The 12940-nt window shown below is 50.2% G+C and carries 9 protein-coding genes; 1 reads left to right on the top strand and 8 read right to left on the bottom strand.

Annotated elements, in window-relative coordinates; all coding sequences use genetic code 11:
- Positions 1-34 precede the first annotated feature (34 nt).
- From HMPREF9469_RS28780 to HMPREF9469_RS28755, 6 genes are all read right to left on the bottom strand, one after another.
- Positions 35-1783, bottom strand: a complete 1749-nt coding sequence (locus HMPREF9469_RS28780; RefSeq protein WP_007870873.1) for a putative bifunctional diguanylate cyclase/phosphodiesterase — start codon at positions 1781-1783, stop codon at positions 35-37.
- Complete coding sequence (locus HMPREF9469_RS28775; protein ID WP_007870872.1) at positions 1780-2829, bottom strand: cobalamin B12-binding domain-containing protein; 1050 nt, start codon at positions 2827-2829, stop codon at positions 1780-1782. Before HMPREF9469_RS28775 ends, HMPREF9469_RS28780 begins: the two co-directional genes overlap by 4 nt.
- 23 nt (positions 2830-2852) lie before the next feature.
- Positions 2853-4100 carry a GGDEF domain-containing protein gene (locus HMPREF9469_RS28770; RefSeq protein WP_007870870.1) on the bottom strand — a complete coding sequence of 416 codons (1248 nt, stop codon included), beginning with the start codon at positions 4098-4100 and terminating at the stop codon, positions 2853-2855.
- 8 nt (positions 4101-4108) lie between these two features.
- Positions 4109-5314, bottom strand: coding sequence for a GGDEF domain-containing protein (locus HMPREF9469_RS28765; RefSeq protein WP_007870867.1), 1206 nt, complete (start codon positions 5312-5314; stop codon positions 4109-4111).
- A gap of 163 nt (positions 5315-5477) precedes the next feature.
- A complete protein-coding gene (locus HMPREF9469_RS32230; RefSeq protein ID WP_157140358.1) occupies positions 5478-5654 on the bottom strand; it encodes a helix-turn-helix domain-containing protein in 177 nt (58 codons plus the stop codon).
- Between the two features lie 194 nt (positions 5655-5848).
- Positions 5849-7132, bottom strand: coding sequence for a hypothetical protein (locus HMPREF9469_RS28755; RefSeq protein ID WP_007870865.1), 1284 nt, complete (start codon positions 7130-7132; stop codon positions 5849-5851).
- 349 nt (positions 7133-7481) lie between these two features.
- Here HMPREF9469_RS28755 and HMPREF9469_RS28750 point away from each other — a divergent pair, with 349 nt between their 5' ends.
- Positions 7482-9332 (top strand): putative bifunctional diguanylate cyclase/phosphodiesterase, encoded by a 1851-nt coding sequence (locus tag HMPREF9469_RS28750; RefSeq protein ID WP_007870864.1) that lies wholly within the window; start codon positions 7482-7484, stop codon positions 9330-9332.
- 24 nt (positions 9333-9356) lie between these two features.
- Here the strand turns inward: HMPREF9469_RS28750 and HMPREF9469_RS28745 are convergent, their stop codons facing one another.
- Together HMPREF9469_RS28745 and HMPREF9469_RS28740 are read right to left on the bottom strand one after the other, a co-directional pair.
- The gene (locus HMPREF9469_RS28745; RefSeq protein WP_007870863.1) at positions 9357-11102 is read right to left on the bottom strand and encodes an ABC transporter ATP-binding protein; all 1746 of its coding nucleotides are present in this window, start codon (positions 11100-11102) and stop codon (positions 9357-9359) included.
- Entirely contained in the window at positions 11062-12867 is a 1806-nt protein-coding gene (locus HMPREF9469_RS28740) for an ABC transporter ATP-binding protein (RefSeq protein ID WP_040417674.1), read from the bottom strand. The genes HMPREF9469_RS28745 and HMPREF9469_RS28740 overlap by 41 nt, the downstream gene beginning before the upstream one ends.
- Positions 12868-12940 lie beyond the last annotated feature (73 nt).

Below are 12940 nucleotides of genomic sequence, written 5' to 3'. Positions count from 1 at the left end.
ACTCCCTTCCGATACGGCATCTGAACATATCCCGTCATGTTTCCTTGTTTGTCTCCTTTGCGGGCAGACACTTGATAAACTCCGGTTCAGGAACCGGACGGCCATACAGATATCCCTGGGCCAGCCCGCACCCCAGGCTTTTAAGCAGCATGGCCTGTTCCTCTGTTTCAACCCCCTCAGCGATGATCTGCAGGTTCAGCTCCTTTGCCAGATTGATCACCAGACCCATGACGGTCTGCCTGCGCGCTTCATGGTCAGCCCTGCCTAAAAACCTCATATCCATCTTCATCACATCAATGGGCAGTTCATAAAGGATGTTAAGGGAAGAATAGCCGCTTCCAAAGTCATCCATCTCAATCACGAAGCCTGCCTTTTTCAGCCTCTTGATCGCCATAAGCATCTGTGCCGCGTCCCTCACATAGACGGATTCTGTGATCTCCAGGTGCAGCTCTCCGGGGGATAAGCCATATTTTTTAGTCAACTGGGCCAGCCGGTCCGGAAGATCCTCGTGATACAGATCTGTCCTGGACACATTTACGGAAACCGGTATCTCAGTAAGGCCCTCCATCCTCCACCCATGCATCATGCAGCATGCCTTTTCCCATACATACAGGTCCATGGTATAGATGAAACCGTTCCGTTCAAACGCAGGAATAAAATCGTCCGGGGGAATGATACCCAGTTTGGGATGGTTCCAGCGGACCAATGCCTCAGCCCCAATGATCTTTCCTGTATCGATCTCCACCTTTGGCTGCAGGCAGACCATGAACTCCTCCTTTTCAAGGGACTCCACCATGGCATTGACGATCTTCTGCTCCATTATCATCTTCCCATGCATTTCATCATTAAACTGTATCATCCTGCGGTCATAATTCCCCTTGATGCTGGCGGCAGCTAAGAGTGCGCGGTCGCACATCCGTTCAATGGCAAGTTCCCTTTCTTCAATACGGTAAATCCCAATCTTGATCTGCAGACGCATGGGCAGGGGGTAATTTTCCAAAAAGGAGCAGATACTCCTGTCCAGACTCCCATAGTCCTCCTCCCTTACAAGCATCATAAAGAAGGTGTCCGCCCTGGCCCTTGTCATAAGTTTCATTTCATCTGTCTGAACGCCTGTAAGGGTCGCGGACAGGTCCATAAGAAGCTGATCCCCCGCCACCGTGCCAAAGACATCATTGACGATTTTAAACTGTTCAATATCCACTGCAATGATATCATACTCCTGCTGCGGATGAGCATGGAGTGCGGCGGCCGCCCGGTCACAAAAAGCTTTTTCCGTATATAAGCCGGTGAGTGTGTCCCGCTCCAGCATCTCGATCATGCCCTTTGCCTTCCATGTCTCATCCAGCAGTCTCTGAAGCTGGGCATTGGTTTTAGCCTGTGTCCTCTGGTAATTGATCAGCTGGCTGTTCAGCTTCTGGATCTCGTAGTAACCCGCTCCATAGTCCTCCTGTCCAGTGGTTTCCCGGACAGTTTCCAAAGCTGACAGGACCAGTTCCACAAAACGGGACAGATGGGAGCCATCCACATCATAGGCCAAAAAAAGCAATTGGGAATCAATGCTTCTGACCGTAACATAAACCAGAGGGTTCCCCTCTGCCTTTATAGGAAGGCGCAGGGAATCCTCACAGCCTGACTGCCCGCAAAGCAGGGCGTCCAGTTTTTCTCCATCTTCAAACAGATGCCTTACATCCTTTCCCTCATTTATAATGCCAATGGGGACACTGCGGATCACACGTTTTACAATTCCGCATTTGTCACATAACGCAATATATACGATCATATTTTATTATCCGCCCATGCCACAAGTTCTTTTGCATCCTTTGTGTAAATATCCACATCCCAGTTCTTCCATATCTCCGTCTCTTCAAAGGCATGTCCCCCTACCGCTATCCTAACCTGGGGACATGTGGTCCGCAGCCGCTGCACAGCGTCCCTGCACAGCGGCAGATGCTGGGGCATGGTCACGGATAATGCCACCAGTGCCGGGGCATGTTCCCTTACCGCGTTCTCAACCGCCTCAACAGGGACCGCGGCTCCCAGATAAATGCTGTCCCATCCGCTGTATTCAAACATGTCAGCCACCATGCGGGCGCCTATTTCGTGGAGTTCGCTGCCCACACATGCCACCAGCACCTTTTTTCCCTTCCGCTGCTGATTAAAGATCAGGGGATAAAGCTGGGAAAGGGACATTTGGGTGATGGAGGTACAGTAGTGTTCCATATCCACAGAGATCTGGTGGCTGTGCCACAGGTCCCCTACCCTTCGCATTGCCTCCGCCACGATATCCACGCAGATATCGCTGAGGGGAATGCCGGTTTTTGCATATTCCGTAATAAGGGCCATAGCCCCTTTGGTGTCCGCCTGCAGCATACAGTCTAAATACCGGGCAATCTCCTGTTCATATGATTCGGATACCTCCTGCTGTTGGCTGCCGCAGGCACATTCCTCCACGGTAGCGCGGACCGCACAGTCAAGAAGCCTGTGAAGCTTTGTCTGTTTATCATCTGTAACCGGCTCCATGCAGCTTCGGATCAGCTCATAATGGTCCACCATGATATCCCTGACCCGTTCCCTGGTACAATAAGACATAAGGGGGATGAGCAGCTGGAAGAGCCATCTGGCATACCGCTCAAATATCCCTTCGTCTTCCAGTTCCAGGGCAGTATAAAGGAAATCCACATTGTACTGCACATCCTGGTACATTTTCTGTCTTGCCCGCCCGTCCAGTTCCTCCTGAAGGCGGGTATCCGCCCTGAGCTGACGGGTAAATATTTCATTGGTCAATCGCTGGAATTTGGGATCATGTCCCATTAACAACAGCCCCATTGTTTCTTTGCCTCCTTGTCCGTCTATCTGATCTGTTCACCGGATCTGCCCTGTTTTAACCTCTTCTGCCGGTACATTTTCCTGTCCGCTGCTGCGACCATTTCTTCCGCTGCTGCAAACTGCCTGCTGTCCTCCACCCCATAGCTGATGGAGACCGGGCATCCGAACTCTCCTGCCGCCGCCATCTCCCCAAGCCTGATGTTGACACCCTCCATCCGGTCCGCTGCTTCTTCCGCCGAAATTCCTGTATAAAGTACCATAAACTCATCACCGCCATAACGGAACAGCAGATCCTGCTCCTTCCGGCAGGCATGGCGAAGCTGCTGAGTCACAGCCCGGATATAGCGGTCCCCTTCCTCATGGCTGTATGTATCGTTCATCCGCTTCAAACCATCCAGATCCGCAAAACAGAGGACAAATCCCAACCCCTGATCCATCATGGATGATATGGTCTCATCCGCCTGCTGCCGGTTATACAAACCTGTCAGCGGGTCATGGAATGCCTGATGGCGCAGCTGCGGTTCTATTTTCTCCCATGCCTCCAGCTTCTGCTTCACATCCCAGCTTTTCTCCTGATAGTCGGACAGTAAGCAGATCCTCCACGTGTACCAGACCGCTACACAGTACCCCACCATACTAAACAGGCAGGACTTTATGCTGAAGCCCTTCAGTACCCAGTCATTGGACGGCGCCGAGTAAAGGATCAGGTTCAGAAACAGGTAAAAGAAAAGCCCTGTCATCAACTCCAGCATAAATGAATGATGCTGGGGATAGCGTAGGATCAGCTTAAGCCTTTTTATAAATACCGGCATGCTGAGAACCTGAAACACTATACCGGCAAACACGAAGCCAACAATAATGGGGATGCCCTTCAGGTTGCCTTCGTGGTAAATATGGTTGTCAAAATCCCGCAGCGGCTGGTTCATGATAATAGAAATAACAGACCGGAACAAGATATTGATGGCCAAACCAATTATGATTCCGGTCAGGGTGCCAAACAGAGAACACCGCCTGTCCTTATGTGTGTACCATTCTGTTTCAAAAAACAGGATCATGGCAAATACGGACCAATTTACGATCAAAACATATTCCATCGCACTGCAGAACACAAAAAACAGATAGTTGATCATGTAACATATTAATACAAAACCCTTACGGATATGCGGCATCTCCTTCTGACGCTGCAAAAAAACAAAATACCGCCAGTTAAAATAGAAATAGGCCAGGGCCGATAAGACCGGAATCAGTATTATATAATCATCTGCCAACATCCTACCTCCTATCCTCTTCGCTGCTCTTTGTCATGGTACATGGCCAGATCCGCACGGCGAAGCAGTTGGGACATATCCTCACCGGCTCTGCCGGATGTACCCGCCACCCCAAAACTGAATGACAGGTTATGGCCGCAGCACTCCCTTCCGGATAACAGGCTCCGGATCTGATACAGCTTGTCCCGGGCATCTTCCTCGGAGCACCCGGGCAGCAGGGCAACAAATTCATCCCCGCCCACCCTGGCAAACACGTCATTCTCACGCAGCTGCGCCCGAAAAGAGCGGGCAAACTGTATAAGATACTCATCTCCGGCCTTGTGTCCCTTTTTATCATTTAGTTGTTTCAGCCGGTCCAGATCCAGAAACACAAGTGAAAAGGCAGCTTCCGCTTGAAGCAGTTGTTCCAGCTGTTCCATGAGATATTGACGGGAGAATACGCCGGTCAGGATATCCGTATCACGTCTGTTCTGAAGATCAGCCGCCTGCCGGGTCTGACGCGCCAGCTCCTGTTCCAGGGTCAGATACTGCTCTTCCAGATGCCTGACTTTCATGATGGAATAAAGATGCAGCAGGCACCGCAGGATAAAAAATTGTTTTAATGCAATGCCGGTTATGAGAAGGACCGGGAGCATGACCCACTCCTCTGTGCTCGTACATAAAAGACTGTCCAGGACCAAAAAAATGCTGCAGAACCAGAGAAACAGCATAAACGGGCCTTTTTCCGCACTTTCCGACTGTGAGCGGATCACCTGCAGGGCCTCTTTCTGCCATGGGATTAACAGATCAGCCCCAATGCGGACAGCGATCACTGTGTATGTGATGAAAAGCCGCCAGAAGGGCTGGGCCAGCAGGGCGCTCATGGACACTCCCCCGGCCAGGGCGCAGAATGCAATAACAGTCATATGAATGGATATGGTCATGATATGAAGCAGGTTGACGGAGAAAAGTTCCTTTTCACGGCTATCCTGGGTGTGAAGCCACCGCAGGACATGACAGAAATACGCGATGATGTAAAGCATCAGAAGATTGAGATTAAAAACACACCAAAAGGTATACAAAAGCGCACCGGGAAGGGCCGCCTTCAGCCAATTACCGGCCGTGGATTCCTGAGGATATCCCAGAGCCGTCATTGCATAAAGGGAGGTACGGCCATAGATAAAAAACATACAAATAGGAGGCAGCAATCCCCATCCAAAATAAACCTCAGACGACATCGACTCCCTCCCTTCGGCGATTCTCACTGTATGTAAGAGATAATACTCCGACTCTGTCCATAAGTGTGTTATACGAATTTTACCATAAGAATTACTTCCATGCAAACATTTCTTTACAAAAAAGGGGCTGTCCGGGCAATCCTTCTGCCGGCCGGCCTCCTTCTTATGCTACCCCGCATCGGATCAGCATGTCTGTAAAGAACTGATTCTTTTCCAGCACATCCTCCGAGAGTTTTTTTCCTTCCTCGGTCAGTTCAATATGATCACCGTCCAGCTCTATACAGCCCTTTTGGGCCAGTATCCTGACCGCATAGCTGATACTGGCTTTTGAATACCCCATATAATGGGCCAGATCAGAGGAACCCCTTGGATATCACTACGGACCTCTGCCCCCTGGGAAATACCGGTTCTACAAAAAGTTGACCGATGTTGATACCAATGAAGCAAGAATGGTATATACTGGATTTGAGGTGTTGGAATAGGCGGCTGATCCGGCCCTGAACATCATACGGTCAAAGACAGTCTCATCCATCCTTACTGCGCATGTGTTTCTATGGACCGTATCGCCTCTTCCCTGGTCATCAGCATATCCCTTTCATATCCCCGTCTGGCCTTGTCCCCGTCATAAACCTGATCCAGGGCCTGTTCATACTCCTTTTCCCCCATCCGTACTCCCTCCCATTCATACACATACACCAGATTCCCATTTGCATCAAACTCCCTTGGCGTATCCAGGGCACCGCGGTAACCGGAGGCGATCTGGGTCAGGCGGCCCTTCTCCATACGGTAGACCAGGTCATAATAGTAATCCATGTTTCCCTCTGAATTACACAAAAGTCCGCCTCTTTCAATATAAGAAAAATACAGCCTGTTCAGAGATGTTTCATTTATACCATCATCCCCATAGCTGACAATGCTGCAGCCCATGGCTTCACAGCACCCCACTTTCACCAGCTCCGGTATCGTGTCATCATCTATATAGATCAGACTGTAACCATCCCACCCGTTATCATCCAGCTGCTGCAGATGGTCAATATACGCCTGCTTCCAACCGGACGTTGCCCGGGTATCTGACTGGGTGTCTGGCTGTGCATCTGCCTGGGCGTTCGGCTGTGCATCTGTCTGTGCATTACCGCGGCCCACTCCCATGAACCCCAGGATGGATCTGACCGTTTTCTCTGCAACAGCAGAATTGGCAGCATCCGTCACCCCTCTCTGCAGGGTAAATGAGCCCTGTGCATTTCCGCTGTAGATCCTTGCCTCTGAATACCCGGTTCCCATCTCCGCCCCGGACGCGGGTGTATAGCTGCATATGGTAATTATATCATCATAACCGTCATTGTTGTAATCGGGAAATGAGACGGCCTCCACACGGTTGAAGGACTCCTCTGCACGGATATTATCCCCATACATGCCCTCCAGGGTCTGGGTGACACGGCCGTCCTTTTGTATTTGAAACACAACGTCCGACTGGGGATCCCGGTCCACATCCGGCCCATAGGAAACAAAAGTCACCCGGCCGAGAGGAGCCAGGTCCAGTTCAAACGTCTGGTCCGGAATCGGCCTGCCGTCACCGCTATCTGTTCCACCAGCCGCTGTCCCTCCATTTAACGGACTGCCTTCCGGCTGGTCCTGCTGCCATGGGTCCTGCTGCCGGTCCTCCTGCTGTGTATTTATATTAATCTCCTGCTGTTGTTCTGCACTTGTATCCGTATTCTCCGGCTGCTGTATCCCTTCCTCATGTCCGCAGCCGGCCAGCATACTGCATAATGCAATACTGAACAGCGTGGTCCGCCATCTTGTGATCCTGTGTTCCATCTTCCTTCCTCCCCTTCGGCGTCCTTCACGCCATGTATGTTTGTTGCATGTATCTTTTATTGTATGTACGTTCTGTATCATGATAGCATGGAAATGTATCAAAGTTGCATCACAAAATCGAAATATTTGATTGCCATTTTCTTACAAGTTTTTAAGTATTTTCTAAATAATACCGCTGCCGCTAAACGAACCGGCCTGCTAATCTCACCCTCTTGCAAAAGAGATGCTGGACCCCCTGTGAACAGTATGTTATACTTATTAATAATGAACATGCCTGAAAAACAAGACCTGATCATGAAATGAACATATCAAATCAGAAAGACAGCTTTGGCTGCAGAAGGCAATTTTTATGAAGCGATTTTTCAAAGGCGGGCTTATCTCTTTATTCTTATTACTCTTTCTCTTCAGCGGGGTTACGATCCACACTCTGCTCCAATCCCAGACCAACGGACGGCTTATTAATTATGTGGGTATTGTCCGCGGTGCCAGCCAGCGGCTCATCAAACTGGAGATCTCCGATCAGCCCAGTGATGAGATGATCGAATATCTGGACGGCATCCTTTCGGAACTGCAGGGCGGGGAGGCAGTATACGGCCTTCCGGCCCCCGGTGATCCTGCCTATCAGATGGATCTGGCAAAGCTGGAGCTGATGTGGACTCAGATCAAGGCCGAGATCGCCGCCTACCGCAGCGGGTCCGGCGACAGCACAAAGCTCCTTGCTCTAAGCGAGGATTTTTTTGAGCAGGCCAACCGCACGGTCTTTTCCGCGGATGCGTATTCGGCACGGCAAATGCGGTTCCTGTTAAGCGTATGTCTTGTAATGATCGGGATCATGTCCCTTACCTGGATCTTTATCTTTTGGGCAAACTCCAAGAATCTGCTGAGACTTGAGGTCCAGAACAAAAAACTCAGTGATCTGACCCAGCGGGATGCCCTTACCGGTGTCTATTTGATGAACGCCTTCAAGGAAAAGGCGCAGCTGCTCCTGGACAGTCTGCCGGACAAGTTTGCCATTGTCTATACGGATTTTTCAGACTTCAAATATATTAATGATGTGTTTGGATATGATTACGGAGATCTCCTGCTGTCCGAGTACGGAGCAATCCTGCAAAAAGGACTGCGTGAACATGAATTATGCGGCCGCGTATCGGCGGACAACTTTGTGCTCCTTCTCCATTATAAAGATAAAAGTGAGATTGGAAAGCGCCAGTCAGAGGCAGATTTGGAGATCCTTCAATACATGAGCACGCTTCATGACGGCCAGCTGCTGCCCACCAGCTGCGGCATATGCTGTGTGGAAGATGTTGTTGAGACGCTGAATATCGATGGGCTGTTAGACCGGGCCAACTTTGCAAGAAAAACAGTCAAAACCGGCGCCAATCAGAATTACGCTTATTATGATGAAAGCATTCGCAGCCATCTTTGGGAAGAAAAGGATATTGAAAACAGGATGCTGACCGCCATTGAAAACCGGGAATTTACTGTCTACTACCAGCCAAAGGTGGACCTTGCAACCGGTAAGATCGGCTGCTCCGAGGCTCTGGTCCGCTGGCAGTCCCAGTCCGGAATCATCATTGCACCGGACCGTTTTATTCCTGTGTTTGAGAGAAAATATATGATCGACAGACTGGACCAGTATGTGTACGAGAATGTATGCCGATGGCTCCGAAGCCTGCTGGATTCAGGAATACAGGCACTTCCTGTATCCGTGAACGTGTCACGTCTTCAATTTTATGACCAGCATTTTGTTGATAAATACATAAGCATCCGTGACAAGTATTCCATCCCGCCCCAGCTTCTGGAAATTGAATTCACGGAATCCATGGTCTTTGACAACTCCGCCCTGCTCCTGCAAACCGTCAAGCGTCTCAAGGACGCCGGCTTCTCCTGCTCCATTGATGACTTTGGAAAGGGTTATTCCTCCCTGGGACTTTTGAAAAACCTGCCCATCGATGTGCTGAAGATCGATAGTTTCTTTTTTGAGGAAGGTCCGGATCAAAGCCGTGATCTTGCGCTGGTTGAAAGCATTGTATCACTGGTGAAAAAATTTAATATCCGGACCGTTGCCGAAGGGATCGAATCCATGGAACAGGTTGAATTTTTAAAAGGGATCGGCTGCGATTACATCCAGGGTTATGTGTTCTACCGCCCCATGCCCCAGCAGGAATATGAAGCGCTTCTTTCTGATCCTGTTTCATAGTAAAATCCTCCTGAAGATCCCCTGTTATAATGTCCACCCGGACGACTTCTGCCGGATGGTCCAAAAATGCCGATAGATTCCTGGCTTTGTTATTAACTCGTCATGGGAGCCCTGCTGAACGATCCTTCCGCCGTCAACAACCAGGATCTGGCCGGCATTCCGGATTGTTGCAAGACGGTGGGCGATCACGATCCTGGTTTTCCCCTGGGTCAGCTCCTCGATGGCCAGCTGGATATCCCGCTCATTCTCCGGGTCAATGCTGGCTGTGGCTTCATCCAGAATCACAATTGGCGCATCCTTTAGAATAGCGCGGGCAATTGAAATACGCTGCTTTTCTCCTCCTGAAAGGCTGGAACCTCCCTCTCCGATCACGGTGTCATAGCCCTGTGGAAGCTTTGTGATAAAGCCATGGCAGCAGGCACGCTTTGCCGCTTCCTCCACCTGTTCACAGGAAGCGTCCTGCCTGCCAAACCGGATATTATTATAGATGGTATCGTTAAAGAGATAAACCTTCTGAAAGACCATGCTGATGTTGCAAAGCAGGCTGTCACAGGTCATTTCCTTCACATTGACACCGCCTACCAGCACCTCACCCTTCTGCACATCCCAAAAACGGGCAATTAGATTGCACAGGGTTGTCTTCCCGCTACCGGAAGGCCCTACAATGGCGGTCATGGTCCCTTGGGGGATCGTAAAGCTGACGTCATGGATCACCTCCCGCTGTCCATAGGAAAATGAGGCGTGGTTCAGTTCAATGTCATAACGATCCAGATCCACATCTCTTCCATCCTCATCAATGACAGCCACATCCTTGATGGCCTCGATACGGTCCAGAGACGCATCCATCATGCGGACCTGGACCGTCACGCTTCCCATATTTTCGATGGAAGAGAAAATTGTAAAAGAGGCGATCAAAAGCAGGAACATGACGGGATAGGTCATACTGCCGCCAAGGGCGAAATACGAAGCGGCCACCAGGATCATACAGCTTGCAATCTTAAACATAAAATCATAGGCAGCCACTATGGGGATCAGTGTCTTTTCCATTTTGAAATTTGCCAGACGGCTTTCCTCAAAGGCTTCATGTACCCGCTTGGAACTGGTCCGGGTCATGTGAAAGGCTTTGACCACCGCCATCCCCTGTATGTACTCCAGCACGGCCGATACCAGTCCGGCCTGGGCAGCCTGGCGTTTTGGGGCCAGCTCCTTCCCCCGTTTCTGCAAATACCGGTACAGGAAGGCTGAAATAAGAATGGCCAGGATGAAAATCAGCCCAATGCGCCAGTCAAAGCGCAGCATGACCAGACTATACAGCACAACAGCGATATATCCGTTTACCACCTTATCCAGCAGATGCATGGAGTACATTTCCACAAAGGTCATATCCGTTGTGACAGCAGAGGTGATCTCCCCTAAATGATTATCATTAAAATACCCCATAGGCACCCGCTTCAGCATATCCCCGATGAGAAGACGCTGTTTGGCGAAAATCTCATAACCGGTACCGCTTTGGTACCGGGACAAGAGATAGCGGAACTCCGTCCGCCCGGCCACACCTGTGATGAGAAGGAACAGACATTGCCCTATGACCGACAGTTGTATCATATCACTGCCCTGTCCCGCCCGGTCGGTCTCCTGGAGGACCAAAAATACTGCAATGAGAGGAAGGGCGCTGAATATCGATTCCAGAAATCCAAACAGGAATCCCAGCTTGATCTTAAAGGCATCCCTACCTGCCAGTTTTAAAAGACGCTTTATGATCCGGATCATACTCCTCCTTCCTGCTGCCCATACCCCAGCGCATAGAATCCATGTGTGACCTCCACAAGCGCTGATACAGCGGGCATTCTTCCATCAATTTTTTATGGGTTCCAGACGCCTCGATCCGGCCGCTGTCCACCACAAGGATCTGGTCTGCGTTTACGATGGTAGACAGGCGGTGGGCAATAACGATCAAAGTCTTTCCCCGGGTCAATGACGAGATAGAGGATTGGATCTTATCTTCATTCTCCGGGTCCGTGAAAGCCGTGGCCTCATCCAGTATAACTACAGGTGCATTTTTTAAGATTGCCCTTGCAATGGCGATCCGCTGACGTTCCCCTCCTGAAAGCTGGCCGCCTGCATCTCCGGCCAGGGTATCATAGCCGTGCTCCAGTTTTTCGATAAATTCATGACAGCAGGCTTTTTTTGCAGCCTCTTTTACTTCCTGAACGGTGGCTCCCGGCCTGCCGATGCGGATATTTTCCAAAATGGAAATGTTGAACAGATAGTTATCCTGGGATACGTAACTGATATGATCCATCAGAATATCCTGGGGGATATCCCGGATGTTCGTTCCTCCCAGCAGGATCTCGCCTGAGCCGGAATCCCAAAAGCGTACCATGAGTTTGGCAATGGTGGATTTGCCTGAGCCGGAAGGCCCTGCCAGCGCCGTCATCTGCCCCTCCTTTGCAGTGAAGGATACATCCTGCAATACCTGTGCTTTATCGTAGGCAAATCCCACATTTTTAAATTCAAAGGAATATCCATCCGGCTGTCCCGCCCTCTTAGGCCGGGACAGTTCCTCCGCGGACAAAAGCCCCTGTACCATTGCTTCCGTCTGCTCCATGACCGCAAAGTTGTCCAGAAACTCCACCACTTTGATCAGCGGCGGCACAAGCCCCAGGGACAGAATTATACAAACGATATACACAGGCAGTTCCAGCGTCCCATTTCTGTAGAATACGGCACCTGCGGGCAGGACAGTCAGCAGAACGGAAGGCATGATGGAATAGGCCGCGGAACTGAACATCCAGGAGCGCTTATACCATTCCAGTGTATAGTCCCTGTAACCGTTCACCGCATCGGCATATTTCTCGTAAGAGGAAGTGGATTGGCCGAACGCTTTGATCACCTCAATGCCGTTCACATATTCAATGACAGTGGAATTAAGCGTCTCGCAAGCCTCCATGTACTTGGAAAAGCGGACTTCGTAATTGCTCATCATCCGTTTAAAGCACAGCAGACCCAGCACCACAGTTGTAACGGAACAAAGAGCCAGACGCGGGTCCAGTGTCAGCATATAGATCAATACAGCAACGGGGATCAGCAGGTTGGATGTAAATTCCGGCAGCATATGGGCAATGGGAAACTCCACCCGTTCCACTTCGTCCACCAGGATGTCCTTGTACTGTCCGGAGGATCTGCCCATGACCGTACCCATGGGCATACAAATCAGCTTTTCGGCAATGGCACTTCGGATGTTCTTTAAAACCGCAAACGCAGTTTGATGGGATAACACCGTAGCTGTACTGAACAGCAGCCTGTGCAGGGCATATCCCCCTAATGCGATTGCCGCCATCCCTGCAATACGCCCCATCTCAGCCTCGTTTTGCAAGAACAGGATGATGATACGGGACACGGCAAAATAGGGGATCAGGCCGCATGCCACGCTCAGGACCGCAAGAGTGACAGAACCGATCATAGCCCCCTTATATTCTCCGATAAATCCAAATATGCCTGACAGCCAGTTTTGCTTTTTTTCCGTCAAGATCATTTCCTCTTTTCTATTATATTTGGTTAGTATGCACTAACTATTATACAAAAATAAAAAGATGAAAATCCCCCCG

It is taken from the genome of [Clostridium] citroniae WAL-17108 (assembly GCF_000233455.1).
GTDB classification, from domain to species: domain Bacteria; phylum Bacillota; class Clostridia; order Lachnospirales; family Lachnospiraceae; genus Enterocloster; species Enterocloster citroniae.
This window is presented reverse-complemented; position numbering and strand designations above follow the sequence as displayed.